The organism is Pseudooceanicola profundus (genome assembly GCF_054919315.1).
Map to the genome: position 1 here is coordinate 4014981 of NZ_CM142898.1, position 26534 is coordinate 4041514.

The window sequence follows — 26534 nt, forward strand, 5'->3', positions numbered from 1 at the left end:
GTCATGCAGCGAGTTGGCGCCTTGATGTTTGCCAATTCCACGGCAGAAGGTCCGGCACCCGTGAGACCGTTGTGTTGGGCAGCCTGGCGAGGACGTCGGCAAGCCATGCCTGCGGGTCGATATCGTTCATCTTAGCGGTGACGATCAGGGAATACATGAAGGCCGCGCGGTCGCCGCCGCGCTCTGATCCTGCGAAGAGCCATGATTTTCGCCCGAGCGCGACACCGCGCAGGGCCCGTTCTGCGGCGTTGTTGGCCAAGCAGATGCGCCCGTCCTCGAGGAACCGGGTGAAGGTAGCCCAACGGCCCTTGCCAAGCATGTAGCCGATCGCCTTGGCGACGGGGTTATGCCGCGACAGAACGCCCAGCTCGATGCGCATCCAGTCGTGCAGGTCTTCGACGAGCGGGGCCGTCAATCGTTGCCGGGCGTCGAGCCGTGTGCCGGCATCCACGCCGTTGATCCCGCGCTCCATGTCGAAGATGGCATCGATCCGACCCACGGTTTCGAGTGCGACGGGCGATATGTCATGCGCGACCTTCCCCTTGCAGGCGCGCCCCTGAATGTCGGCAAGTTCGAAGAACTTCCGTCGGGCATGGCTCCAGCACAGGGCGCTGGTGACGGGGCCTGGCTCACGGTCGCCTCGGTAAAGGTCGTTGTAACCGCCGTAAGCGTCGGCTTGCAGGATGCCCTGCCACCCGGCCAGATGCCGGTTTGGGTGGGCCATCCCCCTGTCGCGCGAGAAGTGGAACAGCGCAGCCGGTGGCGCGCCGCCGCCGAAGGGTCGGTCGTCTCGGACACCCCCGCCGGGAAGGCGATCATTTGCCCTCGAGGATCGGCAGCAGCCTGGCCAATGCGTCCGGGTCCACCGACGAAGGCACGAGCAGGCGGCGTCCGTTCCTCAAAACGACCTCGTGCTGGACGTCGGGGCCCAGCTGCCGCGGCGATGGCTTGTCCATGGCGGGCGCCATAGTCACTGGCACGAAAGCCGGACCGCTCTGGATCGCGAAGTCACCGTCCCGATACTGTCTCCGCCAGGTGGTCAGAAGCGAACGGGAGATGCCATGCCGCCGCGCTGTCGCTGAGACCTGCCGATGCCCCCGATGACTTTCCTGGACCACCCGGATCTTGTCCGCGTCGCTCCAGTGCCGCCGCCGCGGCACATCCTCGGCGGACAGGAACTCGATCTGGGGTGTGAACGTAAGGTCGACCATAACGTCGGACTTATCATCGCCTCCGGCGTCCCGTCAGACGGCCCTCGCCGGAGGGTTACTATGAGTGGTCCTTTCCTGCCGACATCTCACGGACCCTGAAGGTCGAAGCAGGGAGTGCGGCCCTCGAGCTTCGGCGAACCTACCTTGACGGTGACACGCACCCGGGGCACATCGGCGAACCAGGTGTCCTCCAGTCAACCGAAGCAGCAGCCAAGTAGTAGTTGCGAATGTTATCCTGCAAATTCACTGCGCACACGGGTCCAAAGCTCCTCCGCAGATGTGGAGAGTCTTGCCTTCGGCCGCCATATCCGAACCTCCACCTCGACCGTTTCCCCAAGGCTCGAGACTTTCCGAAGCACTCCGGCGGCCAAATCCTCTCCGATCTGGCTGTCCGGGCACCAGGCAGCGCCGCGTCCGTTACGTGCCATGGTCGTCAACACGTTGCTGAGGTGCGACGAGAAGATCACCGGATTCGGAAGCGGATCGTCTGTCGAGCGTGCACTGGCGAGGATGCGACCCATCCCGGACTGCGACGTGAAAGATAGGAGCGGCAACTCGTCTTCGGAAAACCGGTCGATCAGTTCGGGTGTCGCAACAGGCACCAGCGTGTCCCTCCCGATGAGATGAGACCGGAAGGATTTCTGCAATTCTGTAGGCATGTCGGGGTGATTGTGGCAGATCAAGAACTGCACTTGCCCCTCGGTCATTAGGCCTTCGCAGGCGACCATGTGGTCTGCGGTCAACTCGATTGTCGCGGCCAGCGGCTCCTCCCGCTCGAGGGACCGGAGCCATTGAGGTGTCCGTCGTCAGATGATTTGAGACACGAGGGCTTGATCGAGAACGGAGGGCCTGGCTCGTTGTGGTTTCAGTTTATGCCGCGTTTTTGCGATGCAGCAAGCGGCGCTTCTCGATGGTTTTGGCTTTGATCTCCTTTCGCGTTTTCAGGATGGCTTCGGCCCTGCCGAGATAGACGTCGGCGGGCGCGAGGTTGCCCAGGCTCTCGTGGTAGCGGTGATGGTTGTAGTGGTCGATGAAGTCGCCGATCGCCTGTTCCAGAGCGCCGGGCAGGTAATAGTTCTCGAGCAAGATGCGGTTCTTGAGGGTCTGGTGCCAGCGTTCGATCTTGCCCTGTGTCTGAGGGTGCCGAGGAGCACCGCGGACGTGATCCATGCCTTCGTCAGCAAGCCAGCCTGCCAGCTCTCCTGAGATGTAGCTGCTGCCATTATCGCTGAGCAGCCGCGGCCGGTGGGCGACTGTGGCCCGATCACAGCCCGAGGCGATCAGGGCCTCTTCCAGCGTCGCGGTCACATCCGACGCCTTCATCGTGGTGCAGAGCCGCCAGGAGATGACGTAGCGGCTGTAGTCGTCGAGGATGGTCGAGAGGTAGAACCAGCCCCAGCCGATAACCTTCAGATAGGTGAAGTCGGTCTGCCAGAGCTGGTTCGGCCTCGTGGTTTTCTCGTGGAACTCGTTTGCCGCCTTGATGACCACGAAGGCCGGGCTGGGAACCAGATCATGCGCCTTCAGAACCCTGTAAACGCTGGCTTCCGAGACGAAGTAGCGCTTCGTATCGGTGAACAGGACTGCCAGCTCCCGTGGTGACAATTCCGGCTCATCGAGGGCCAGATTCACAACCTGCTTGCGCACCGTGTCGGGGATCCGGTTCCAGACCCGGCGCGGATGCGAGGGCCGGTCCTCAAGTCCCGCTTCACCAAGCGACAGGTAGCGATCATACCAGCGGTAGAAGGTCGTGCGCGGGATGCCCAGCATATCCAGCGTCCGCTTCGCCGGCAGGTGCGATTGCTCCACCTGCCGGATGATCTCGAGCTTCTCTGAGGCGGGATATCTCATTCCTCGTCGCCCCCATCCCCGAGCATGCTTTTTTTGAGCAGACGGTTCTCCAGGGTGAGATCGGCCACCGCCTCCTTCAGCGCCGACGCTTCCTGCCGCAGATCTTTGACCTCGGGACTGGTGGCCTGGCGCGCTGTGTCGCCGGCGAGCCGCTTCTTGCCAGCCTCGAGGAACTCCTTCGACCAGCTGTAATAGAGGCTCGTCGCGATCCTCTCGCGCCGGCAGAGCTCGGCAATACTGTCCTCGCCGCGCAGCCCTTCCAGGACAATGCGGATCTTCTCTTCGGCGGAATGATGCTTCCGCGTCCGTCGGCGGATGTCCTTCACCATCGACTCCGCCGACGGCTTCGCTGTTCCGGGTTTCTGTCTCATCTTCACTCCTTGGTGGTTACGATGAGCCAGAAACCCTCCGTTACAAAATCAACTCAGATGTCCCAGGGGCGCTGACGGGGAACACCCGACAGGGCATCGAGCATGTCGTGCTGCCTGAACTCGGCCTTGCCCTGCCGGGCATGGTGATCGCCGCAGGCGACAGCCACACCACCACCTACGGGGCCTTCGGCGCCGTGGGGTTCGGCATCGGCACGTCGGACATCGAACACTTGCTGGCGACCCAGACCCTGAAATACCGCCGCCTGAAGAATCTGCGCGCGACCTTCGACGGAACGCTGCCGTCGGGCCTGACCTCTAAGGACATGATCATGGCTCTCATCCGCCGGATAGGCGCGGACGGAGCAGTGGGCCATGCCGTCGAACTTTCAGGCCCGGCCATCGAGGCGCTGTCCGTCGAGGCGCGGATGACAATGTGCAACATGGCCGTCGAATGCGGCGCGCGGGTCTGCCTGATCGCGCCCGACGACCGGGTCTTCGAGCACATCGCGGGCCGTCCTCGGGCGCCCGATGCCGCCATGCTCGCGCGGGCCCGCCCCGCATGGCGGGCACTGGCCACGGACGAGGACGCGACTTTCGACCGTGAGGTCCGTATAGACGTCGGCGATATCGCTCCCATGGTCAGCTGGGGCATCAGCCCCGATCAGGCCGCGCCGGTCACCGAGCGCGTGCCGGATCCGGCGGAGCTGCCCGAACATCAACGGGCCGATGCACGCGCCGCGCTCGACTACATGGGCCTCACACCCGGTGCGGCGCTCACCGGCATCCGCATCGACCGCGCCTTCATCGGGTCCTGCACCAACGCGCGCTTGTCCGACCTGCGGGAGGCGGCGGCGATCCTGCGCGGACGCCGCGTTGCAAGCCATGTCCGGGCGATGATCTCCCCCGGCAGCAGCACCGTGCGGCGCGATGCGGAGGTCGAGGGCCTTGACCGCATCTTTCGGGACGCGGGCTTCGAATGGCGGGAATCCGGCTGCTCCATGTGCCTCGCCATGAACGACGACGTGCTGGCGCCGGGGGAACGCTGTGCTTCAAGCACCAACCGCAACTTCCGTGGTCGTCAGGGCTCTGGTGGGCGGACGCATCTGATGAGTCCCGCCATGGTCGCGGCCGCCGCGCTGGCTGGGAAGATTGCCGATGTCCGGGATTACATGCCGAAGGAGGCCGCCGATGCAGCCATTCACGACTGAGACCGGCGTCCTGGCTTCGATCCCCATGGCCAATGTCGATACCGACGTCATCATGCCCAAGCAGTTCCTCAAGGGGATCGACCGCAAGGGTCTTGCCCGCGGCGTCTTTTACGACCTGCGCGCGTCGCCGGACAAGCACCCCGACTTCGCCCTTAACCGACCCGGCCTCGAACGTCCGAAGTTCCTCGTGACCGGTCCTAACTTCGGTTGCGGTTCGTCCCGCGAACATGCGGTCTGGGGCCTGATGCAGTTCGGCGTGCGAGCCATATTCGGCACCAGCTTCGGCGGCATTTTCGCTGACAACGCCGCGAACAACGGCCTGCTGATCGTGCCGCTCCCGGAGGACGACGTCGATGCGCTACACCAAGCGGCGGCTCAGGCCCCTTGCGACGTGACTGTCGACCTGCATTCGCAACGTATCACCCTGCCCCACGCCACGATCTCCTTTCCGATCGGGCGCGAGCAAAAAGTAGCGATGCTTGCGGGCCGGGACTCGATAGCACGCACCTTTGCAGTGATGTGCGACTTTCACGGGTTCGAGCGCACATATCTCGACGCCCACCCTTGGCTTACCAGGAAAGAATGAACATGGATCTCGGACTCAAAAACCGCACCGCGCTTGTCACCGGCGCCAGTGCCGGCCTTGGCCGCGCTATCGCCCTCGCACTTGCCGGCGAAGGCGTGTCGGTTATCGGCGTCGCCCGACGAGAGGACAAGTTGCGCGACCTCGGCAATGAGATCGCCGAAGGCGGCGGACCTGCACTACGGATCCTGACGTGCGACCTGTCGAACCCCGACGCCGCCCGCGACCTCGCCGCTCGGGCCGAAGCGCTCGCCCCCGGCGGCATAGACATCCTTGCCAATGTCGCGGGTTCCAGCCGCCCAACAACGATGGACCCGGACATGACCATCTGGCGCGAGGCCTACCAGCTCGGCTTCCTGTCGCACGTTCAGCTCACCTTCTCCCTCCTCCCGGGGATGAGGCGCCGGGGTTGGGGTCGCATCGTTACCATCACCGGATCGTCCGAACCCCAGTTCCTCAGCGCCGCGACCGCCCCGAAGGCGGGACTCCACGCCTGGTCCAAGGCCGTCTCGAAACTTGTGGCAGCTGACGGTGTGACCGTGAACTGCATCCAGCCCGGCAAGGTGATGAGCGAGCAGATCGAACGGCAGTTCCCGGACGCCGCCGACCGGGACGCCTACGCCCGTGAAAGCATCCCGATGGGTCGCATTGGAGAGGCGCGGGAACTTGCGGAGGTCGCAGCGTTCCTCTGCTCAGGAAGGGCAAGCTACGTGACCGGCATCGTGTTCCCAGTGGATGGTGGGTTGAGGAACTTCTCACATTGAGGCGCCTACCCCAGCCATCATAGCAATCAGCGTCTCCGAAATGCCCCCTGTGACGTGGTCCGCCGACTGGGATAGAATGATCCCATCATGGAGATAGGCCAGAGCATGGCTGGGAAGCGAGAGAAGCCCGAAGGACTCGCGCTGAAGCCACGACAAGTTGAGGTGGTGCAAGGCCAGGGACCGTCGGTCGGTGTTGCAGCGCGGCAGGGCGGTATCGAGCAGCAGAGCCACTACCGGCGGCGGCGGCACTACGGCGGTCTGAGCCGCGATCAGCTGAAAAGGCTCAAACTGCTTGAGAAGGAGAACCGACGGCTCCGGCGTGCCGTCTCCGAGCTGACCCTCGACAAGATGATCCTGAGCGAGGCGGCTCGGGGAAACTGCTGAGCCCCTCGCGCCGACGTAAGTGCAACGAGTTTCTCGACGGAGTAGTCCTCTTCTTGCCCCGACGGGCGCAGATCCTGATCGAATGGTGGCGACGCCATTATCGATTCCCGCTTGAAACTACACGTCAGAATTCGACATCATGTCTCGTGCCAGCTTGAAGGCGGGCCTACAATTCGGGCCTACACACCTCCGGCGGCACCCATCGAAGCCTTAGAAACAAGGCAAAAGCAGACCAGAAGGAAATTGATCGGCACCATCCATCATCGGGGCGACCGAAAGGCGGGCGGCGCGGTGGAGGTCCGGACTCCCGTGTGCTGTCGACTGCTGGTTCATGGTCACCTGACCGCTTGTAGAGGGTTGGGGGGCCTTTTGCCCCCGATTGGCCGGGCAGTGCAACCCGTTGTTGGAACGGCTCCGGCGACATGGCCCCCGCGCCAAAGGACCGGGACTTCTGACCCGTCAGGTCAAGGCGTCGGCCCCACCTCCCAACGAAAGAGGCGCGAGGTCTTGCGGACTGACGCTCCGCGTCGGGCCGCGCCCTCCTGCGAGGCACAGGTGGGCCAGATCAGAGGCCGCGCGGCACGGGCGCCTTGCAGGCCAGAGTGGCAGGACGCGCGACCGCCCGACGGCAGACCCCGGCACCGACGGACCGCCGGGAAGGCGTCAGAACTTCTGTCCCAGAGTGATGTAGAGATACCCCTCGGACTGGTCGTTCACCGCGTAATCGACCGCATAATCAAGCTTGTAGGCTTTCGAGAGCCGGATGCGCAGGCCGGCGCCATAGGAATAGCCGCCCTGGCTGAAGGACATGGAGCCCAGATCCCGCCCCCCGCCGCCGAGGGCGGCAAAGGCGACATATCCGAACCGCTCGCTGATGCGGCCCCGGTATTCGACCTGTGCAGAGGCCGACGCGCGGTTGATGTAGTCCGTCGCCGGAAACCCGCGCAAACCGCTGGCCGCGCCGACGCCGCAGGTGTCGAAGAAGGGGGACTTGCTGGAGGCCGCGCAGAGGACCCCCCTGAGCGCGACCACGCCCTCTGCCCCCACGGCGTGGTAGGAGGAGAGCGAGAAAACGCCCTTGGTATACTCGGTGTGACCGATCTCCAGCCGTCGATCGAAAAGCGAATCCACCTCGACCGCATGACCGATAGACAGGGACGCGCGCAGGCCATCGGTCGGGAAGAAGGTGTTGTCCCGCGTATCATAGGTGCCCGTCAGCGAGATCTTGGCGAGATCGAGCTCTGCTTGTGGCTGCAGCACAGGCGGAAGTTCGTTGAAGAACTCGCTGTCGAACGCGATGTCCGTCTCCAGGTAACTGAGGCCGAGGCTGAAACTCAGCCGATCCGACAACGCCCGACCGATGCTGACGCCGGCAAGGAAGCCCTCGTGCTTCAGCGGTATGTCGATGCTTTCATAGGCGAGGTCGTAATAGAGCACGGCCTCGCCCGCCACGGCGGCCAGCGTCCAGTCACCGTCCGCGAAATTGACCGACCCGCCGAGCGCCAGACCCTCGCTGCCGTTGGCGGATTTCATCTTGCCGATGCCGATGCCCGAAGGCTTCGAGTCTGGCAGGGTGAAGAGATAGCCCGCGCCAAGAGCCAACCCGCCCCCGATCATCGGATTGGAAAACGGAATCGGCGCGACGATGAACGAGCCGTCTCGGAAACTCAGCGCGGTCTCGGAGGCAACCGCGGGCCCGTGTTCCTTGAGATCCGGCAGGTAGGGCTGCGCCTGACCGAGCAGAGGCAACGCCGAGAGAAGAAGGCTCAGGGCCCCGCCACGCAGACCTGCTCTGGATGTCATCTCGTCAACCTCGTCAACCTCGTCAAACCGATGCCGCCCGATCATGGCAAGGCAAGGGGGGCCCTGTCCATGCCCGAGCGTGACCGGGCCCCACGGTTCGGGGGCGCAGGGGACCGAGAAGACACGACATTGAGGCAGCGGGAGGCCCGGACCGGTGCAGCGCAGACCTGCGGACATCCGGTCCGCTGACCAGGTTCGGAGGTCACCTGCATTGGCGTAGCTCGATGGCACGGTCCAACATCAAAGGCCGATATCAAAGGCCGACAGCAAGGTCTGATAGAAGGCGTCCGGGTGAAGACGCCTGCACGCAGGCTTCCGGGCGCGGTCCGTACACCGGAGACACGGGCAGGGCCGCAGGGATGCAGCCTCCGCCCCGTCGCCCTTCGGCCCGCGCGAAACGACAACTGCCCGGGGGCACCGGCCGTGCGCCCCCGGGCAGTCGCTTCCCGGCCGGTCCACATCCCCATGGAGCCCGGCCGGTGAAACGCGCGCCATCCCCCGCTGTCGCGCGTTTCCTCTTGGCGGCCGCAGCCGCGACGGGCTCAGTAGCCCATGGCGCAGCCGTCCTTGCGCGGCTCGGAGCCGCCGATCAGCAGCCCGCGCTCGTGGTCGATCCAGATCGCCTGACCGCCGCCCACCGGGAACTGCGATTTCACGTCGTGGCCGCGGGCGCGCAGGCCCTCCCAGATCTCGGGCTTGAACGTGTCCTCCAGCAGCATCTCGCCGTTGTAGGCAAAGCTGCGCGGCGCGGCGATCGCCTCCTGCGGGTCGAGCCCGAGGTCGAGGATGTTGCTGATCAGCGCCGCATGGCCCACCGGCTGGTACTGGCCGCCCATGACACCGAAGGGCATCACCATCTTGTCGCCCTGCCCCAGCATGCCCGGAATGATCGTGTGCATCGGACGCTTGCGCGGCGCGATGGCGTTGGGATGGCCTTCGATCAGGCGGAAGGAAGACCCACGGTTCTGCAGCACCACGCCGGATTTCGGCGCCGTGATCCCCGAGCCGAAGCCCGAGAAGAGCGAGTTGATGAAGGAGAGCGCGTTGCGGTCCTTGTCCACCACGGTCATGTAGGTCGTGTCGCGGTGCACGAAGCGGTCCGGCTCGCCCTGCGGGGCGGCGCGGGTCATGTCGATCTTGGAGCGGATGAAGTCCGCCTCTTCCTTCGACAGCAGACGCTCGACCGGGACCGGGCCGAAATCGGGGTCCCCGATCAGCGCGTCGCGGCGGACATAGGCGTGTTTCGCCGCCTCGGCGAGGATATGCACCCGGTCCAGTTCGGAGAGCGACGCATAGTCGTAGCCTTCCAGCACGTTCAGGATCACCTGTGCGGTGACGCCCTGCCCGTTCGGCGGGATCTCATAGACCTGATGACCGCGGTAGGTGGTGCTGATCGGCTCGACGTAGGTCGGCTCGGAGGCTTCGAAATCCTCCAGCGTGTGCAGACCGCCGACAGAGGTCAGCTTGGCGACGATGTCCTCCGCGACCCAGCCCTTGTAGAAGCCATCGCGCCCCTTGGAGGCGATTTCGCGCAGGGTCTTGGCCAATTCGGGCAGTTTCACCCGGTCGCCGACCTTGGGCGCCTTGCCGTCGAAGAGATAGCGCGCGGTGCTGTCCGCATCGCGGGCGAGTTTCGAAACGCATTCCCCCCAGTCCCGCGCCACGCGGGGCTGGACGATATAGCCCTCTTCCGCCGCCTTGATGGCGGGGGCGAGGATCTGCGCCATGTCCAGCTTGCCGTGATCCGCGTGGATCCGGCACCAGCCGTCCACCGCACCGGGCACGGTGACGGCATGGGCGGTGGGCACCTCGATCTCCGAGATGCCCGCTTCCTTGTACCACTCCAGCGTCGCAGCCGCGGGCGCGCGGCCCGAGGAATTCAGCCCGATCGGTTTGCCCACGCCCCCCTTGGAGAGGATCATGAAGCAATCGCCGCCGAGGCCGGTCATCGCCGGTTCCACCACGCAGAGCGTGGAGATCGCCGCGATGCCCGCATCCACGGCATTGCCGCCCGCGCGCAGAATGTCGAGCGCGGCCTGCGTGGCCACCGGGTGCGACGTCGCCGCCACCCCGTTCTCGGCATAGATGGCGGAGCGTCCGCCGGTGTAATCCTGTCGGTTGTTCAACTGGTGCATCCTGTCCTCCTCAGTCGCGCGCCGGCAGCCAGGTGCCCGGCTCCAGCACGAGGGCCTCCATGCCTGCGGCCTTCACCGCGGCAACGCCCTCGGACGTGGCAATGAAGCGCGACGGCATCGGGAAGACCTCACCGTTCTCCATGATGCGCTTGCCGTTGGAATAGGCCAGAACCGGCTCCAGCTTCTCCATGTCCAGCACGGTGACATCGGCATCGGCGCCCACGGCAAGGTGACCCTTGTCGCGCAGGCCCAGCATGACGGCCGGGGTCCAGCTCGACTTCATGACGAATTCGCTGATCGTCAGCGCCGTCATCCGCACCAGCGGCAGGCCGCGCTGCACGATGTCGTTGCGGGGGATGCCGCCACCGTCGGTGGCAAGACAGTCGATGAAGAAGGAGCCGTCCTTCTTCTTCTTGGTGACGAGGTGCATCCGGGGTTCCGGCGGGTTCACCATGAAGGAACAGCCGGTCTGCATCTCGACCGATTTCCAGAAGTCATAGCCTTCCTGCCCGGTGGCCAGAACGATCTCGCCATCGACGACCGCGTGGATGTGGGTCCAGCCGCCAAGGATCGACTCTTCCATGCCCGCCTGCGTCGGCTCGAAGCCGCCAAGGGCCACGCCGCGCTTGGTGGCGTTGGATTCCGGCACGCCGTTCGAGCAGAGCGCCGAGGTGCCGTTGAAGGGCGCGAGGTAGCTTTCCGACCAGATGTGCGGATGCTCGGCCAGCTTGTCCATGACCTCCTCGCCACCCATCACGCCTTCGTTCCGGCAATAGGAGTTCACGTGCGGCATGTGCAGCGGACGACCCTCGGCCAGTTCGCAGGCCTCGGCCATGGTGGCTGGCGCGGGCGGCGGGGTTTCCAGCGTGCCGGCGTGGAAGGCGACATAGGCGCCGGTGTCGGCGCAGACCTTCATCACCCGGGCCGAGGCATCCTTGGTCAGCGGGAAGTGACCGCCCAGGATCTTGAGGCCGATGGCCCCTGCCCGCTGGCTCTTGGCCAGCACGTCCTTCAGCTCGTCCTCCAGCGGGTTGGCCGTGTCGACGGTGTGGCCCGGACGGACGTAGTTGATCGAGGCGATGTTGAGGCCCGCGCCGTACTTGCCCGCGATCTCGACCACGCCCTCGATCGGGCCGGCCATGTCCAGTGCCGTGGTGACACCGGCCTTGGCCATCATCTTGTGGCCTTCCTTGCCACCGACCCAGCGGGAGATGTGCACGTGGGTGTCGATGATGCCCGGCATCACCACCTTGCCGGTCAGGTCGTGCTCGCGCTCGGCGCTGCCCTCGATGGTTTCGGCGACCATGACGACCTTGCCGCCGCTGATTGCGATGTCACGCTGCGCCTCGATCCCGTTCTTGGGATCCACCAGCGTGCCGTTGCGCAACAGCACATCGAATTTCTCAGCCATTTCTGAATGTCCTTTGGTTATTTGACGCCCGGGGTCCAGACCGTTTCCGGATCGAGAGGCACGACCGGGCGTGGGAGATGCTTGAAGTCGAGACGCGAGAAATTCGCGCTGACAAGGCCCGGCACATCGACCTCGAAGGTCTGCTCGGGCGGGAAGAATTCGTCGAAACCGGCGCGGAAGTGGCCGCGGCTCTTGACCACGACGCAGTGCAGCTTGGCGATGTCGATGCCGTGCATTTCCAGCATCCGGGGTTCCAACAGCTGACGGCGGAGCGAGCCCACGACCACCAGCAGGCCGCTGTCGGTCAGGCGCAGCAGGCCGGCGTCGCCGAGGTCGAACTTGCGCCCCGCCAGCGTGCCGCGCCGGCCGATGTCGTTGCCGTCGGTCAGGCAGAGGATCTCGGCCTCGGCCTCGAAGGTGTCGGAGTAGAGCCCCGGTTCACGGTTGAAGACCGCCTTGAACGTGGTGCCTGCGCCCTTCTCGTGCATCTCGGCGGCAAGCGCCGGATCGACCAGCACGCCAAAGGCGCAATCGGGGACCTTGGCCTCGTGGAAGGCGCGCAGCACGTAGGTCGTGTTGCCGCGTCCGCCGCCGCCGGGGTTGTCGGCCACATCGGCGAAGATCACCGGCTTTTCGGAGGAGAGCGCCAGCGAAACGGCGTCCTCCAGCTCCATCATGTTGGTGACATAGGAGCCGCGGTCATCCCAGAGTTCCTGCGCCAGGTCGGTGCAGACCTGATCGGCAAGCGCCTGGTCGCCCCATGTGGTGACGTTGACCGTCATGCCGCATTTCGACAGGTCGCTTTGGGCAAAGCCGCCGGTGATCGAGACATTGGCGATGTCGTCGCGCTGCATCACCTCTTCGGCGCGGCGGATCATGCGGGCATAGGGCCCGCGCGCGGTCAGAAGCGTGACGGAGGGCGGCACCAGCGGCAGGCGGATGAAGGCATTCGCAACCTTCTGGCCGCCCAGCATGGCGCGCAGCACATCGGCGCTTTCGGACGCGATCTGGCGCATGTCCACGTGCGGGTTGGTCCGGTAGGCCAGCAGCGCATCCGCGGCGTCGGTCAGTTTTTCGGAAATATTGCAGTGCAGGTCGTGGCTGACCACGATCGGGATATCGGGGCCGACGATCTCGCGGGCGAGCGCGACGAGCGTGCCGTCGCTGTCTTCCAGCCCGTCAACGGCCGAGGCGCCGTGGCTGGCGACATAGATCGCGTCCACCGGCAGGGCCGCGCGCAGCATCTCTTCCATCCGGTCCTTGATCCGGGCGAAGAGCGGCGCTTCGATGGGGCCGCCCGGAGGGGCGGCCACCATGATGAGGGGGACCGGCTCCCAGTCGCCGGTCTCATCCATGCGTTCGTAGAAGCCCGGGAGTTCGGACGGCAGCTTGCTGACCTCCCGCGCCCCCTTTGTGATTTCCTCGCCTTCTGCCCAGCAAAGGGCGCGGAAATCCTCCTCCACCGTCGGCGGTGCAAAGGCGTTCGCCTCAAGGTGCAGGCCGAAGATGGCGATACGGGGCGCGGGCATGGTGGTCTCCTTAGTACTTGCCGCCGACCTTGTGTCGGGCAACGAAATGGCCCGGTCCGACTTCGACCAGCGGTTCGACAACCGGATCGTCGCCAAGGGCCCGTGTGGGGCTGGGCAGATCCGAGGTGTCGCGCAGGCGGTCAGGCCGCTTCCGGGACGGGTCGGCCACCGGAACGGCCGACATCAGGCGCTTGGTATACTCGTGCTGCGGGTTCTCGAAGACAGCACGGCGCGGACCGATCTCGACGATCTGGCCAAGGTACATCACGGCCACGCGGTGGCTGATCCGTTCCACGACGGCCATGTCGTGCGAGATGAACAGGAAGGCGATGTTGAACTCGTCCTGCAGGTCCATGAGCAGGTTCACGATCTGCGCCTGGATCGACACGTCGAGCGCGGAGACCGCCTCGTCCGTGATCACGACCTTGGGGTTCACCGCAAGGGCGCGCGCGATACAGATACGCTGACGCTGACCGCCCGAGAACTCGTGCGGGAAGCGGTTCGCCATCTCGGGCGCAAGGCCCACCTTTTCCATCAGCCACGCCAGACGGTCCTTGGCTTCCGGGGTCCGGATCGAGCCCATGGGCCGCAGCGGCTCAAGGATCGAGTTGCCGATCGACTGGCGCGGATCCAGCGAGGAGAACGGGTCCTGGAACACGAACTGCATGTTCCGCTGGAGCACCTTCTTGACGTCCGGGCTGTTCGGCTGGCTGACGTCCTTGCCCTCGAACAGCACGGTGCCCGAGGTCTTTTCCGTCAGGTTCAGCAGCGACCGGCCGGTCGTGGTCTTGCCGCAACCGGATTCCCCCACGATCGACAGGGTTTCCCCCGGGTAGAGATCGAAGGAGACCTGCTCCACCGCGTGCACCTTGTGGGTGACGCGCGACAGGATCCCGCCCCGGATGTCGAAGTGGGTCTTCAGATCGCGGACCTGGAGGATCGGTTCGGCGGCCGTGGGCGCCTTCACCGGCTTTTCTGCCGTGGCCACGTCGGGGTTCGACATGGTCAGCAGCGGGAAGCGCGCCGGCAGGTCGGTGCCCGTCATTGCCCCCAGCTGCGGCACGGCCGACAGCAGAGCCCGCGAATAGGCGTGCTCGGGGTTCTTGAACAGGCTGACGGCGTCCTTCTCCTCGACCTGGTCGCCCCGGTACATGACCAGAACGCGATCCGCGACCTCCGCCACCACGCCCATGTCGTGGGTGATGAAGATCACCCCCATGTCCATGTCCTTCTGGAGTTCACGGATCAGGGTCAGGATCTGGGCCTGCACGGTCACGTCGAGCGCGGTGGTCGGCTCGTCCGCGATCAGCAGCGAGGGTTTGCACGACAGCGCCATGGCGATCATGACCCGCTGCCGCATCCCGCCCGACAGCTCGTGCGGGTACCGGCGCAGGATCGCACCGGCGTTCGGAATGCGCACCCGGTCCAGCATGTCCTGTGCTTCTCGCAGGGCATCGTGCTGGCTGACATTCTGGTGCAGGCGGACCGCTTCCGAGATCTGCTGGCCCACGGTGAACACCGGGTTCAGCGAGGTCATCGGCTCCTGGAAGATCATCGCCATGTCGGCGCCGCGCATCTTGCGCAGCAACTGCGGGCTGGCGGCCCGCAGGTCCACCACCTCGTTGTTGCGGCGCCGGAAGCGCATGTCGCCCTTGATGATCCGGCCACCGCCGTTTTCCACGATGCGCATCAGCGCCAGCGAGGAGACCGACTTGCCCGACCCGGATTCCCCCACGATCGACAGGGTCTCGCCCCGGTCGACGTGGAAGGAGAGATCGCGCACGACGTCCGCAGGCTTGGCGTCCGAGCCGAAGCGGATGGTCATGCCGTTCACATCGACGAGGCGTTGCGGCGGCATCTCCAGCTTGGTTTCGGGACGGATGAGGGTTTGAGTATCGCTCATGTCTCTCAGTGCCTCCGGGTGCTCATGCGCGGATCAAGCGCGTCGCGCAGACCGTCGCCCAGCATGTTGATGGCCAGAACCGTGATCGACAGCGCGATGGCCGGGAAGGCGATGATGTGCGGCTTGATCTGCCACAGCGCCCGGCCCTCGGCCATGATGTTGCCCCAGGACGGCGTGGAGGGCGGAACGCCCGCACCGATGAACGACAGGCTGGCCTCGGAGATGATCGCGACGGCGCAGATATAGGTCGCCTGCACCAGCAGCGGTGCAAAGGTGTTGGGCAGGATGTGGCGGAAGATCACGCCCGGCATCGAGATACCGGCGATCTGGGCCGCGCCCACGTAGGGTTCGTCCCGCAGCGACAGCACCACGCCACGGACCAGACGCACGGTGCGCGGGGTCTCGACGATGGTGATGGCGAGGATCACGTTCCAGATCGAGGCGCTCGAAAGGGTGATCAGCGCGATGGCCAGCAGGATCGAGGGGATCGACATCAGCCCGTCCATCAGGCGCATGACGATGGCATCGACCCAGCGGATGAAGCCGGAGAAGACGCCGATCAGCGCGCCCAGAACGGTCGAGCAGATCGCCACGAGGAAGCCCACCGTCAGCGAGACGCGGGTCCCGTAGACAACGCGCGACCAGAGGTCACGTCCCAGCATGTCGGTGCCGAACCAGTGTTTCGCGGACGGCGTCTGGGTGCGTTCGAAGGGCGAGACGGCCTTGGGATCGACCGTGCCGAGGAACGGCGCGAAGACCGCCATCAGCACGAGGATCGACAGCACCACGAGGCCGAAGAGAACAGCCGGGTTCCGGCGCAGCCACGTCCAGCTGCGCGACAGACCGGACCGCGGGGGATCAATGGTAGAGACGGTCAATAGCGGATCCTCGGGTCGAAGACGGTGTAAAGGATGTCGACGATCAGGTTCACCATCACGTACATGAAGCTGAAGATCAGGATCACGCCCTGGATCACCGGGTAGTCCCGGCGCAGGATGGCGTCGACGGTCAGACGACCGACACCCGGAATCGCGAAGACGGTCTCGGTCACGATGGCGCCCCCGATCAGCAGGGCGACGCCGCTGCCAACGGTGGTGATGATCGGAACGGAACAGTTCTTCAGCGCGTGCTTGAAGACGATGAGGGATTCCTTCACGCCTTTGGCACGGGCCGTCCGGGTATAATCCTGGCTGAGGCTTTCGAGCATGGTGGCACGGGTGATCCGCGCGATCAGGCCGACATAGACGGAGCCGAGTGCAAGCGCAGGCAGCGTCAGCGAGCGCACGGCGGCATAGAGTCCATCGGAACCGATGGCCTTGTAGCCCTGCACCGGCAGCCAGCTGAGCTTGAGACCCAGCGAATAGGCCAGCAGGTAGCCGACGACGAAGCTGGGCACCGAGAAGCTGAGGACCGCGATGATCATGACGATCCGGTCCACGATGGTGTTGTGTTTCCAGGCGGCGATGGCCCCCATGGGAATGGCGACGATGACCGAAAGCACGAGGGTCATCGACATCAGCAGGAAGGTCGGTTCGAGGCGCTGGACGATCATCTTGAGAACGTCCTGCTTGGTGTACATCGAGGTGCCGAAGTCACCCTGAAAAATACCACCGACCCAGGAGCCGAAACGTACGAGGAAGGGTTGATCGAGCCCAAGGGTTTCCCGAATGCGCTCGATGTCCGCCGTCGTGGCCGCATCCCCGGCCATGATCGCCGCGGGGTCCCCGGGTGCTAGGTATAGCAGCCCGAAGACGAAGAACGCGACCAGGATCATGACCGGGATCGATGCCAGAAGGCGTCGAATAATATAGGCAGTCACCTGAGGTTAGCCTGCCGGTTTCATGGTGTAGTACAGCGGCATTTCCTTGGGCATATCGACCCAGTCCTTGGTGTAGGCGGTGATCTGCGTGTAGGCGCCCATCGGCACGTAAGGCACCTTGTCGAAGGCCGTTTCCTGGATCTTCTCGATGATCGCGGTCCGTTCGGCCGCGTCTTCTGCGAAGAACCAGTTCATCCGCATCTCTTCCATCTCGGGGTTGTCCGGCCAGCCGAACCATGCGTCGCCACCGTTGCCGCGCAGGCCGAGGTGACCGGCAGGGTCGAGGTTGTTCGGGCCCGAGAGCGAGGTGACGAAGACGTTCCAGCCCCCCTCGTCCGGGGTGCCCTTGACCGGACGGCGGGTCATCATCGTGCCCCAGTCCATGGTCTGCAGGTCGACGTTCATGCCCAGCTGTTCCAGCAGGTTCGCGGTCAGCATGGCGCCGGCGTGGATCCAGGCCTGGTCGGAGGGGTCGAGGACGACGACGGGGGTGCCGTCATAGCCGGCATCGATGATCGCCTGCTTGGCCGCGTCGATGTTGGCCAGCGAACCAATCTTGTCCTTGCCCGCGTCCACGTCGTTCGGGGTGCCCGGGGTGAAGTAGCCCACGTTGGTCGCCCAGGAGGCCTTGTTCTCTTCGCCGAAGATGGCGGTCATGAACGCTTCCTGATCGACGGCCGAGGCGACGGCCTGGCGGATGGCCTGGTTGTCGAACGGCGGCTGCAGGTGGTTGAAGCGGATGATGCAGAGGTAGAACAGCGCACGGGCAACCGAGGTGATGTCGGGGTCTTGCGTCACGATCGAGACGAAGTCCGGTGCCACGGCTTCCAGCGAGTCCACTTCGGCCGACTTCAGGGCGGCGTAGGCGGTCGAGCTGTCGTTGATGACCGGCCATTCGACGCGGTCGACATAGGCGATCTTGGCGCCGGCGGTGTATTCGCCGGGCTCTTCGCGCGGGATGTAGTCCTCGAACTTCTCGTAGACGACCTTCGAGCCGGAAACCCACTCGTCCGCCATGAACTTGAACGGGCCAGAGCCGATGCACTCGGGGATCTGCTCGTGCGGGCTGGTGGCGGCAAGACGGGCCGGCATCATGGCGCACATGTTGCCCGACGGCTTGGCGAGCGCGTTCGGCAGCATCGAGAACGGACGGTTCAGGGTGAAGACGATGGTCTTCTCGTCCGCGGCTTCCAGGGTGTCGGTGACGCTTGCCAGGGTCTGGCCCAGCGTGTCACGGACCCACCAGCGCTTGATCGAGGCCACGCAGTCTTCCGCGGTGACCATTTCGCCGTCGTGCCACTTCAGGCCGTCGCGCAGCACCAGGGTCCAGGTCAGGCCGTCCTCGGAGGGCTCACCGGATTCCAGCATCTGCAGCTGCGGCTGGAACTTGCTGTCCAGGCCGTAGAGCGTGTCGAAGACGCAGTTCGAGTGGATCGCGGTGATCATCGCGGTGGTCCAGATCGGGTCGATCGAGGCCAGGTCGGACTGCGGGACGCTGGTGAAGGTCATGGAGCCCTGGGCGCGGGCAGCGGTCAGGCTGAAGCCCGGCGCCACGCTCAGCGCCGCGAAGGCGGCAGAGCTTTTCAGAAGGTCACGTCTTTTCATTGAATTGGTTTCCCTGTTTTTGTGATCCGTCTTGGGAGGACTTAAGTCCGGATCGGGTTGTCCCGACCCCTTGCGAGGCCGGAAATCGTGGATCAGGAGGCCGGAGTGGCCTCCTGCATGAAGGTCGAACGGTAGGCAAAAAGCCCGGCGGAGCCGCCGGTGTGGAGGAAGACCACCTTCTGCCCCTTGGTGAACCGGCCCGCGCGCACGGCAGCGATCAGCCCCGCGGCACCCTTGCCGGAATAGACCGGATCGAGGAGGATCCCCTCGAGGCTGGAGAACATGCGCACCGCCTCGATCATCGCGGGCGTCGGCACGCCGTAGCCGCCACCGACCTGTGTGTCGTCCGCCTCGATCAGCGCCGCGTCGATGGCACCGCCGTAGCCCAGCGTCTCGGCCGTGGCCCGGGTCAGCGCCAGGACGTTGGCTACCTGCTTCTCCTTCGGTGCACGCACGGAGATACCCAGAACCGGGATGCCCGCATTGGCCGCCGTCAGCCCCGCGACCAGACCGGCCTGCGTGCCGGTGGACCCGGTGGCGGTGACGATATGGTCGATGGCGAGGCCCATGGCCTCCGCCTGCCCCAGCATCTCGTAGGCACAGGCCACGTAGCCGAGCGCGCCGGTGGTGTTGGAGCCGCCGCCGGGAATGACATAGGGCGTCTCGCCCGCGTCTGTCAGATCGGCGGCAAGAGCCTCCATCTCGGCCTGCATGTCGGTGCCGGCGGGATAGGTCCGCAGGGTGCAGCCCATCAGCTCGTCCAGCAGGACGTTGCCGTTGCCGAGGTAATCGGGATCGTTGGTCTCGACCCGCTGTTCCAGCAACGCGGTGCACTTCAGCCCATGTTTTGCCGCCGCCGCCGCGGTCTGGCGCACGTGGTTGGACTGATGCGCCCCTTGGGTGATGACGTGGTCAGCCCCGGCGGCGAGCGCCGCACCGATGAGAAATTCCAGCTTGCGGGTCTTGTTGCCGCCGGAGGCGAGACCGGTGCAGTCGTCGCGCTTTACCCAGATCTCGGGCCCGCCGAGCGCGTCGCTCAGCCGTTTCATGGGCTCAAGAGGAGTGGGCGCGTGGCAAAGGCGCACACGCGGGAAGCGAGAAAGCTGCATGTCGGGAACCGTGAGTGGTCGTCTGATGTTTTCGTATTACAATCAGCCTAGGAGCCGGTCTTACCGCGAAACAAATGCCAGTTTGGCATGGACAGTTGCCGGATCGGCATTGGCGCTATCCGGCGTCACCCCGTTACCCCCCTCCAAATGGCGCCAAAGCCGTTCCAAACGCGGGTTTTTCGCGTCCTTGCGCCGGTAGAGCCGAACCTCGAGCGGGGCCGACCACGGACTGCTCGCCAGCTCATCGCTTTGGCAAGGTGCTGCAGAAACGAGCAGACCGAGCTTCAGCTCGCGCCGGATCGCGGAGAGCGGCAGCCACCCCATGCCCCGCCCGGAGAGGACCATGGTCTTGAGGGCCTCCGCCATGTCCGAGGAATACTCGCGCCTGAGGTGAAGCGGCCCTTCGCAGCTCTCCAGCTTGGCGCTCACCGCGCGCCCGATCACGATGGCCGAGGCATAGCCGAGGTAGTTCACCGGCGCGTCGGGCGTCCCGGGCAGCGCATGGCGCGCTACCCCGGGCTGGTCCGCCTGCGGCGCAGAGACCGGCACCATCACGTCGCGGGCCACCACCTTGTAGGGGTTCGCCACCATCGCCGCAGAGGCCCGGTCCATCCCGCCGTAGTGGTAGCTGAGCGACAGGTCGGCCTTGCCGTCCACAAGCTCCAGCACCGCCTCGTGGGAGTTCGCCACCGCCACGTTGAAGTTCACGTCCAGATCGGCGTTCTCGATCTCCTCCACGAACTCGGGGCAGAAATGCACCGCCAGCGTATGAGAGGCCACCAGCCGCAGCGCATTGGACGGCCGTCCCCTGTCGCCCGTCAGTTGGGAGCGCACCTCGCCGATCTGATCGATCATCTTCTGCGCCACCTCGAGGAAAAGCTTGCCCTCTGCGGTCAGGCTGGGTCGGCTGCATTCGCGGTCCACCAGAGAAACGCCCAGCCACTCCTCCAGCGCGCGGATGCGTCGCCCGAAGGCCGGTTGCGTCACGTTTCGTCGGGCCGCGGCCTCCGAGAAGCTGTGCATCTCCGCGAGGGCGACAAAATCCTCCAACCACTTGAACTGCATGGGCCTAACTCCGGTAAGACGAAAGGGGCCCCGGCCCTCGGCCGGTCGCCCCCTCTACAGGGCCAGTCTACACCCGACAGGCACCGCCGCGACGCCCCAGCGTAGACTGCCGCTCACCGAATGCTCAATGGCTGTTGAACTGCCTATAAAAGCGCCGAAAATTCCGAAGGGAATCGCACGGCTCCCTGTGCAGCTGATCCGCTGCCACCCAAATCGCCATCCCCACCATCCGAGCGCACACGCGCGCGATTCTTCCAAGCCGGCGCTAAGCGAGCCTACGCTGCGTCAGGCGGGCGCCTCTGCCCCCCGGTCATAGAAGGCGCGCGGCACATGGCGGTAGGGCAGCAGCGACATGTCCACCGGCGCCAGCCCCGGGCAATCCACCTCGACGATTTGCGCCAGCAGCGGTTCGAAGCCCGCGCGGAAGTGGTTCTTGGCCTTGATCCCGAAGATCGCCACCTTGTCCAGGTCGATGCCGTGCAGGTCGCACCATGCGGGGTCATTGGCGCTCTGGCAGGTTTCGCTGATCACCACCTGCATCTGGCCCGACCGCAGCACCGCCGTCCGGCCCAAGTCGATCTCGCGCCCGTATTCCATCGGGCCCCTGTTGCGGAACCGCCCGTCGGTCAGCCGCTCCACCACGCCTTCGAAGGGCACCGGCGCACCGAAATCGGGCGCGATCCGCCCGCCGAGCGCGCAGGAGATCGCCGCGCCCTGCCCCAGTTCATGGGCCCGCGCCACGAGGTCTGGGTCGTAGAAGAAGCAGAACAGCACCGGCAGGTCGGTCCCCGCCGCGACAAGCGCCCGGAAGAGCGCCGTGGTATCACCGATCCCGCCGGAAAGCGGATTGTCCGCCGCATCGACCAGCGCGATGGGTCCCTTGCCGCCCTGCCCCAGCCGGTCGAGCGCCGCGGCCACCGCCGTGGGCGCATCGGGCAGCGTGATCGCGAAGGCATCGCGTCGCGCCTCGTAGGCGGCGCAAAGCCGGGCGACTGCCGGGTCGGGATCGACCTCCGGCGCATGAGTCACGGTCACAATCGCCCGCGTATGGGGCGTGTCCGCATAGGTGAAGCCCCCGAAGAGCGAGACATCCATCAGTCCGTCGGCGGCACGGACCTTCGCCCCGATCTGCTCAAGTTCGGCCATCGGCCCCGATGCCGTGCGCATCCCGTGGGAAAGCGGCGCGAAATCAAGCGGCTGCACCACCGTACGCGGGCGAACTCCTGTCGTGAAAGCCTGCTCCATCATGGTCAGCGCCCGCAGCGCGGTCGCGTCCATATCGACATGCGGATACGTATGGTACGCGGAGAGGATATCGACCGAACGGGTCAACGCCGGGTCCAGGCAGGCGTGCAGGTCGAAACTGACGGCCAGCAGCGGCTCCGGCCCGATCGCGTCACGCACCTTGGCGAGGAAGCTGTAGTCCGGCGAAAGATCATCCTCCGCCACCATCGCGCCGTGCAGCGAGAGGTAGACCCCGTCCCAGGGCTGCCCGGCCAGATCGGCGAGGATCTCGCCGGTGATGGTGTCGATCGCCTCCGCGGTCACCGGCCCCAGCGGCGGCGCGGAGGTGCAGCGCGAGACGGTGACCTCCCAGTCGGGATGGCTGTCCAGGAAGCTGACCAGCCCGCCGATCTCCGTCGCCGTGCCGCGCCCCGCCTCCAGTGCCGCAGGGCCCCGCGTCCACTCCCGCCGCTGGAAATCCTCCAGCGTGGTTTTCACCGGGTTGAAGGAATTGGCCTCGTGCCAGATGCGGGCAACGGCGATGCGACGGCGGGTCATGGGGCTCTCCGGACTGGGGGCGGTCAGAACCGCCGCTTGGGTATCTCGTTGGCGTAGATGTCGAGGCTCTGCAGGTGGCGGTCTGCCTCCTGCAGCGCGCGCACGGCGGCCTCCCGGTCCCGGTCGGCCAGCAGGCCGCAGAGCACCTCGGACACCGCGAGCGCGGGGGTCAGCGTATGGAAGAAGGTCGCGCTGTCGGTTGCGCAGATCACCACCTCGTCTGAGACGTTGCTGAGCGGCGAGACCTCGCTGTCGGTGATCGCGACCACGCCCATGCCCTTTTCCCGGGCCAGCCCGACGAGTTCGAGGGTCTGCTTGGCGTAGGGGCTGATGGAGATCACCAGCATCACGTCCCCAGGCCCCGCGCGGCGCATCCCGTCCACCCCGGTGCCTGCAGGCCCGTCGAGGTGCACCGTCTTCTCGCCCAGCAGGGTCATCACGTAGTGGAAGTGCCAGGCCACGGAATGACAGGAGCGCAGGCCAAGGACATAGATGCGCCCCGCGGCGGCCAGCGTGTCGGCCACCCGCTCAAGGCGGGCGAGGGACTCGGGCGCGTTCAGCCGGGCGATCTGCGCCGAGAGTGTCTGCACCATCCCATGCGCCAGGCCGCTGCCACTGGGGCCGTCCACGTCCCGGGCCTGCGCCCGTGCGGCAAAGCCATCGGCCTGCGACCGCAGCGCCTGGGAATACTGCGCCCGGATGTCGTCGTATCCGGGCAGGTCAAGGAACTTCGCCAGCCGGGTCATGGTCGCGGGCTGCACCCCGGCGTTGCGGGCCAGTTCCCGCATCGAGATCAGAGCCACCTCCTGCCCGTTCTCGAGGATATAGCGCGCGGCCTTCTGTAGCTGCGGCGACATCTCGTCGAACCGTGAGACGATCCGCTCCTTCAGCCCCTCATCCTGCAACATATGTTTCACCCTTCTGCCTCGGCTCTTTGCTTCACTCCTGCGTCACAACCGGGGAAGACGCAATATTTTCGACGCAAATTCGCATCTCGAACCGTCGGCGATTAAGATTTGGCCGTTTCACAAGAGATCGTAAAGCCCCAATCGTTTCGCCAACAAAATTTTTGAAACAGTTGTTGCATCGACTCGCCTCCTGGCTCTATCCACGGATCAGCCCGGGGCGACCCGGCGATTCTCAGGAACGACGAGACGCACCCATGACACGCCTTCTTCATCGCACCATCGGTTCCGACCTGCCCCGCGCCGTGGCTGGCCAGGGGGTCACCATCACCGACGCCGAAGGGCGCGTCTACATCGACGGCTCCGGCGGCGCCGCGGTGAGCTGCCTTGGCCACAACGACGCCGAGGTCATCGCCGCGATGACTGCCCAGATGGAGCGGATCTGCTACGCCCATACCTCGTTCTTCACCACCGACGCGGCGGAAAGCCTCGCCCTGCGCCTGACCTCCCATGCGCCCGACCCGCTCAACCACCTCTACATGGTGTCCGGCGGGTCCGAGGCGGTCGAGGCAGCGCTGAAGATGGCGCGGCAGTATTTCGTCGAGATCGGGCAACCCCAGCGGCGCCACATCATCGCGCGTCGGCAGAGCTACCACGGCAACACGCTGGGCGCGCTCGCCACCGGCGGCAACGCCATGCGCCGGGTCCAGTTCCAGCCGATCCTGCCGGAGACACACCATGTCTCGCCGGTTTACGCCTACCGTGATCAGCACGAGGGTGAGAGCCCCGAGACCTATGCCGCCCGTCTGGCCGATGAACTGGAGGCGAAGATCGTGGCGCTGGGCGCGGATCAGGTGATGGCCTTCGTGGCCGAGCCGGTGGTGGGCGCGACGCTGGGCGCGGTGCCGCCCGTCGCGGATTACTTCCAGCGGGTGCGCGAGATCTGCGACCGCTACGGCGTGCTGCTGATCCTCGACGAGGTGATGTGCGGCATGGGCCGGACCGGCAGCCTCTTCGCCTTCGAGCAGGAGGGCATCGTGCCCGACCTCGTGACCGTGGCCAAGGGTCTCGGCGGGGGCTTCCAGCCGGTGGGCGGCGTGCTGCTGGCCGACAGGATCTTCGAGGCCTTCCGCGACGGCTCGGGCCTGTTCCAGCATGGCCACACCTATATCGCGCATCCCATCGCCGCCGCCGCCGCCGACAAGGTGGTGGAGATCCTCACCCGTCCCGGGCTGATGACGCAGGTGCAGCGCCTTGGCGAGCGGCTGCAATCGGGGCTGGAAGAGCGCCTTGGCCAGTCGGCCTTTGTCGGGGACATCCGCGGCCGCGGGCTCTTCCGCGGGATCGAGATCGTGGCCGACCGGGACAGCAAGACGCCCTTCGATCCTGCCCTCAAGACCCACGCCCGGATCAAGAAGGCCGCCATGGCGCGCGGGCTGCTCTCCTATCCGATGGGCGGGACGATCGACGGCATCCACGGCGATCACGTGCTGCTGGCGCCGCCCTATATCTGCTCCGAGACGGAGATCGACCAGATCGCCGACCGGATTTCCGACGCGATCCTCGCGGTGACCGCCGACGTGGCGCGGGAGGCCTGAGCCATGCGCCGCATCGCCTTCGCCGGGTTCAACCTCGAGTCCGTCACCGCCGTGCCGCAGGTCTCCACCCGCGCCGATTTCGAGCGCGTGACCTATCGCGGGGCCGAGATCCCGGCGCAGTTCCGGGGCACCAACACGGTCGCGGGCGGTACGCTCAAGGTGCTGGAGGCCGCCGGGGCCGAGATGGTGCCCCTCTCCCATGCGCTGCTCGGCGCGCTTGGCCCTGCGGCGGACGACGCCATCACCGCCTTCGCGGATGAACTGGAGGCGGGGCTGAAGGCGAACGGGCCGCTCGACGGGCTGGTGCTCTACCTGCACGGCGCCTGCTGGGCCCCGGGCTTCGAGGATGTGGAACGCTACGTGATCGAACGTGCCCGCGCCGCCGCCCCCGATCTGCCCATTGCCGTGCCGCTGGACTATCACGGCAACGTGGATGCGCGGACCTTCGCGGCGGCGGATATCGCCGTGGCCTATCGCCATTCGCCCCATATCGACATGGGCGAGACCGGGGAGCGGGCGGCGACCGCCCTGCTGCGGCGGATCGAGACCGGCGTGAAACCGGGGCTCGCCGTGGCGCGTCCGGGCGTGGTGATCCCCTCGATCATGTCCGCCACCCGTCTGGAGCCGCTGGCCGGGATCATTGCCGCGGCCCGCGCGACGGAGGCTGCGGGCGATTGCGATATCTCGGTCATGGGGGGCTTTGCCTATGCCGACAGCCCCAACACCGGCATGTCGGTGATCTGCCTCGACTGGGACGGTCAGGCCGCCGCCGAGGCCAAGGCCGCCGCCCTGTCGGACCGGCTGTGGCAGGCTCGCGCGGCTCTGACGCAGGCGATCCCGGTCTGGTCCATGGAGGCCGCGCTGGAGCAGGCGGCGCAGGCGCGGGGCACCGGACGTCCCGTGGTGGTTCTCGAACACGCGGACCGGATGAACGACAGCACCCACCTGCTGCGCGCCATGCTGGCGCCCGCCATGGCGCCGAGGCTGGGCCGGGTCATGGTGCCCTTCCTCCTCGATCCCGAAAGCGCCGCCGCCGCCCATGCGGCCGGTGCGGGCGCCGAGATCCCCCTGAGCCTCGCAGGCAAAAGCGCACCGGAAACCGGCGGGCCGCTGGAGATCACCGCCCGTGTGCTCTGGACCGGCGATAAGCAGTTCGCGGTCTCGGGGCGCTACCAGCAGGGTGCGCCCGTGGACCTTGGCCTCACCGCGCTGATCGAGGTCGGCGACATCCGCATCTCGGTGGTCAGCCACTTCGCCTTCGCGGTGGACGGCGACCCCTTCTACATCTTCGGCGAGCGCCCCGAGGACTACGACGTGATCCTGCTGCGCTCGAAAACCCACTTCCGCGATTTCTACGAACCGGTGGCGGCGGAGATCCTCGTCACCGACACGCCCGACCTCGGGCCCGCCGACGTGCGCCTGATCCCCTTCGCCCAACTCGACACGGCCCGCGCCTACCCGTGGTGCGCGGATCCCGCGGCCTGAGCCGCCCTGAAAA

Annotated in this window: 20 protein-coding genes and 2 pseudogenes; 6 read left to right on the plus strand and 16 right to left on the minus strand. The window is 65.9% G+C overall.

The features are described 5' to 3' along the window. Position 1 precedes the first annotated feature (1 nt). The 4 genes and pseudogenes from tnpC to ACX9MO_RS18345 all read right to left on the minus strand — a co-directional run. Positions 2–796 (minus strand): annotated as a pseudogene (gene tnpC, locus ACX9MO_RS18330) (IS66 family transposase); the annotation flags it as partial. A gap of 19 nt (positions 797–815) precedes the next feature. After that, the gene (tnpA, locus tag ACX9MO_RS18335; protein ID WP_462212883.1) at positions 816–1211 is read right to left on the minus strand and encodes an IS66-like element accessory protein TnpA; all 396 of its coding nucleotides are present in this window, start codon (positions 1209–1211) and stop codon (positions 816–818) included. Positions 1212–1441: 230 nt separating this feature from the next. Continuing rightward, the gene (locus ACX9MO_RS18340; RefSeq protein WP_462212884.1) at positions 1442–1954 is read right to left on the minus strand and encodes a LysR substrate-binding domain-containing protein; all 513 of its coding nucleotides are present in this window, start codon (positions 1952–1954) and stop codon (positions 1442–1444) included. 127 nt (positions 1955–2081) lie between these two features. Continuing rightward, a protein-coding gene (locus ACX9MO_RS18345; protein ID WP_462212885.1) for an IS3 family transposase occupies positions 2082–3433 on the minus strand; the annotation gives its coding sequence in 2 pieces (ribosomal slippage) (positions 2082–3097 and positions 3097–3433; 1353 coding nt in all). Between the two features lie 107 nt (positions 3434–3540). On the opposite strand from ACX9MO_RS18345, the gene ACX9MO_RS18350 reads away from it, so the two are divergent. From ACX9MO_RS18350 to ACX9MO_RS18365, 4 genes and pseudogenes are all read left to right on the plus strand, one after another. Beyond that, complete coding sequence (locus ACX9MO_RS18350; RefSeq protein ID WP_462212886.1) at positions 3541–4641, plus strand: 3-isopropylmalate dehydratase large subunit; 1101 nt, start codon at positions 3541–3543, stop codon at positions 4639–4641. Further along, positions 4622–5227, plus strand: a complete 606-nt coding sequence (gene leuD / locus ACX9MO_RS18355; protein ID WP_462212887.1) for a 3-isopropylmalate dehydratase small subunit — start codon at positions 4622–4624, stop codon at positions 5225–5227. Before ACX9MO_RS18350 ends, leuD begins: the two co-directional genes overlap by 20 nt. Further along, entirely contained in the window at positions 5224–5988 is a 765-nt protein-coding gene (locus ACX9MO_RS18360) for an SDR family oxidoreductase (RefSeq protein WP_462212888.1), read from the plus strand. The genes leuD and ACX9MO_RS18360 overlap by 4 nt, the downstream gene beginning before the upstream one ends. Before the next feature lie 105 nt (positions 5989–6093). Further along, positions 6094–6395 (plus strand): annotated as a pseudogene (locus ACX9MO_RS18365) (transposase); the annotation flags it as partial. Positions 6396–7035: 640 nt separating this feature from the next. Here ACX9MO_RS18365 and ACX9MO_RS18370 read toward each other — a convergent pair. The 12 genes from ACX9MO_RS18370 to ACX9MO_RS18425 all read right to left on the minus strand — a co-directional run bounded on the left by ACX9MO_RS18370 (position 7036) and on the right by ACX9MO_RS18425 (position 23441). Beyond that, positions 7036–8175: a BamA/TamA family outer membrane protein gene (locus ACX9MO_RS18370; protein ID WP_462212889.1), complete on the minus strand. Its 1140-nt coding sequence runs from the start codon at positions 8173–8175 to the stop codon at positions 7036–7038. A 542-nt stretch (positions 8176–8717) separates the two neighbouring features. Continuing rightward, the gene (gene ggt, locus ACX9MO_RS18375) at positions 8718–10310 is read right to left on the minus strand and encodes a gamma-glutamyltransferase (RefSeq protein WP_462212890.1); all 1593 of its coding nucleotides are present in this window, start codon (positions 10308–10310) and stop codon (positions 8718–8720) included. A 10-nt stretch (positions 10311–10320) separates the two neighbouring features. Beyond that, positions 10321–11721 carry an amidohydrolase family protein gene (locus ACX9MO_RS18380; protein WP_462212891.1) on the minus strand — a complete coding sequence of 467 codons (1401 nt, stop codon included), beginning with the start codon at positions 11719–11721 and terminating at the stop codon, positions 10321–10323. Positions 11722–11738: 17 nt separating this feature from the next. After that, positions 11739–13250, minus strand: a complete 1512-nt coding sequence (locus ACX9MO_RS18385; protein WP_462212892.1) for a M81 family metallopeptidase — start codon at positions 13248–13250, stop codon at positions 11739–11741. A gap of 10 nt (positions 13251–13260) precedes the next feature. Continuing rightward, positions 13261–15153: a dipeptide ABC transporter ATP-binding protein gene (locus ACX9MO_RS18390; RefSeq protein ID WP_462212893.1), complete on the minus strand. Its 1893-nt coding sequence runs from the start codon at positions 15151–15153 to the stop codon at positions 13261–13263. Between the two features lie 5 nt (positions 15154–15158). Continuing rightward, a complete protein-coding gene (locus tag ACX9MO_RS18395; protein WP_462212894.1) occupies positions 15159–16031 on the minus strand; it encodes an ABC transporter permease in 873 nt (290 codons plus the stop codon). Then, positions 16028–16972, minus strand: a complete 945-nt coding sequence (locus tag ACX9MO_RS18400; RefSeq protein WP_462212895.1) for an ABC transporter permease — start codon at positions 16970–16972, stop codon at positions 16028–16030. Before ACX9MO_RS18400 ends, ACX9MO_RS18395 begins: the two co-directional genes overlap by 4 nt. A 6-nt stretch (positions 16973–16978) precedes the next feature. After that, positions 16979–18577 carry an ABC transporter substrate-binding protein gene (locus ACX9MO_RS18405; RefSeq protein ID WP_222490020.1) on the minus strand — a complete coding sequence of 533 codons (1599 nt, stop codon included), beginning with the start codon at positions 18575–18577 and terminating at the stop codon, positions 16979–16981. A 92-nt stretch (positions 18578–18669) separates the two neighbouring features. Continuing rightward, a complete protein-coding gene (gene cuyA, locus ACX9MO_RS18410; RefSeq protein WP_462212896.1) occupies positions 18670–19686 on the minus strand; it encodes a D-cysteate sulfo-lyase in 1017 nt (338 codons plus the stop codon). A gap of 60 nt (positions 19687–19746) precedes the next feature. Beyond that, a complete protein-coding gene (locus ACX9MO_RS18415; protein ID WP_222490022.1) occupies positions 19747–20751 on the minus strand; it encodes a LysR family transcriptional regulator in 1005 nt (334 codons plus the stop codon). A 285-nt stretch (positions 20752–21036) separates the two neighbouring features. Next, positions 21037–22533 (minus strand): M81 family metallopeptidase, encoded by a 1497-nt coding sequence (locus ACX9MO_RS18420; protein WP_462212897.1) that lies wholly within the window; start codon positions 22531–22533, stop codon positions 21037–21039. A 23-nt stretch (positions 22534–22556) separates the two neighbouring features. Next, positions 22557–23441 (minus strand): MurR/RpiR family transcriptional regulator, encoded by an 885-nt coding sequence (locus ACX9MO_RS18425; protein WP_462212898.1) that lies wholly within the window; start codon positions 23439–23441, stop codon positions 22557–22559. Positions 23442–23695: 254 nt separating this feature from the next. Between ACX9MO_RS18425 and ACX9MO_RS18430 the strand changes: the two genes are divergently transcribed. Both ACX9MO_RS18430 and ACX9MO_RS18435 read left to right on the plus strand, forming a co-directional pair. Next, positions 23696–25036 (plus strand): aspartate aminotransferase family protein, encoded by a 1341-nt coding sequence (locus ACX9MO_RS18430; RefSeq protein ID WP_462212899.1) that lies wholly within the window; start codon positions 23696–23698, stop codon positions 25034–25036. 3 nt (positions 25037–25039) lie between these two features. Beyond that, positions 25040–26521 (plus strand): M81 family metallopeptidase, encoded by a 1482-nt coding sequence (locus ACX9MO_RS18435; RefSeq protein ID WP_462212900.1) that lies wholly within the window; start codon positions 25040–25042, stop codon positions 26519–26521. Positions 26522–26534 lie beyond the last annotated feature (13 nt).

What these genes read in the sequence shown, in the direction of transcription:
- tnpA (WP_462212883.1), bottom strand. Translation starts at nt 1,211, where the DNA reads ATGGTCGACCTTACGTTCACACCCCAGATCGAGTTCCTGTCCGCCGAG.
- leuD (WP_462212887.1), top strand. Translation starts at nt 4,622, where the DNA reads ATGCAGCCATTCACGACTGAGACCGGCGTCCTGGCTTCGATCCCCATG.
- ACX9MO_RS18360 (WP_462212888.1), top strand. Translation starts at nt 5,224, where the DNA reads ATGAACATGGATCTCGGACTCAAAAACCGCACCGCGCTTGTCACCGGC.
- ACX9MO_RS18370 (WP_462212889.1), bottom strand. Translation starts at nt 8,175, where the DNA reads ATGACATCCAGAGCAGGTCTGCGTGGCGGGGCCCTGAGCCTTCTTCTC.
- ggt (WP_462212890.1), bottom strand. Translation starts at nt 10,310, where the DNA reads ATGCACCAGTTGAACAACCGACAGGATTACACCGGCGGACGCTCCGCC.
- ACX9MO_RS18380 (WP_462212891.1), bottom strand. Translation starts at nt 11,721, where the DNA reads ATGGCTGAGAAATTCGATGTGCTGTTGCGCAACGGCACGCTGGTGGAT.
- ACX9MO_RS18385 (WP_462212892.1), bottom strand. Translation starts at nt 13,250, where the DNA reads ATGCCCGCGCCCCGTATCGCCATCTTCGGCCTGCACCTTGAGGCGAAC.
- ACX9MO_RS18390 (WP_462212893.1), bottom strand. Translation starts at nt 15,153, where the DNA reads ATGAGCGATACTCAAACCCTCATCCGTCCCGAAACCAAGCTGGAGATG.
- ACX9MO_RS18405 (WP_222490020.1), bottom strand. Translation starts at nt 18,577, where the DNA reads ATGAAAAGACGTGACCTTCTGAAAAGCTCTGCCGCCTTCGCGGCGCTG.
- cuyA (WP_462212896.1), bottom strand. Translation starts at nt 19,686, where the DNA reads ATGCAGCTTTCTCGCTTCCCGCGTGTGCGCCTTTGCCACGCGCCCACT.
- ACX9MO_RS18415 (WP_222490022.1), bottom strand. Translation starts at nt 20,751, where the DNA reads ATGCAGTTCAAGTGGTTGGAGGATTTTGTCGCCCTCGCGGAGATGCAC.
- ACX9MO_RS18420 (WP_462212897.1), bottom strand. Translation starts at nt 22,533, where the DNA reads ATGACCCGCCGTCGCATCGCCGTTGCCCGCATCTGGCACGAGGCCAAT.
- ACX9MO_RS18425 (WP_462212898.1), bottom strand. Translation starts at nt 23,441, where the DNA reads ATGTTGCAGGATGAGGGGCTGAAGGAGCGGATCGTCTCACGGTTCGAC.
- ACX9MO_RS18430 (WP_462212899.1), top strand. Translation starts at nt 23,696, where the DNA reads ATGACACGCCTTCTTCATCGCACCATCGGTTCCGACCTGCCCCGCGCC.
- ACX9MO_RS18435 (WP_462212900.1), top strand. Translation starts at nt 25,040, where the DNA reads ATGCGCCGCATCGCCTTCGCCGGGTTCAACCTCGAGTCCGTCACCGCC.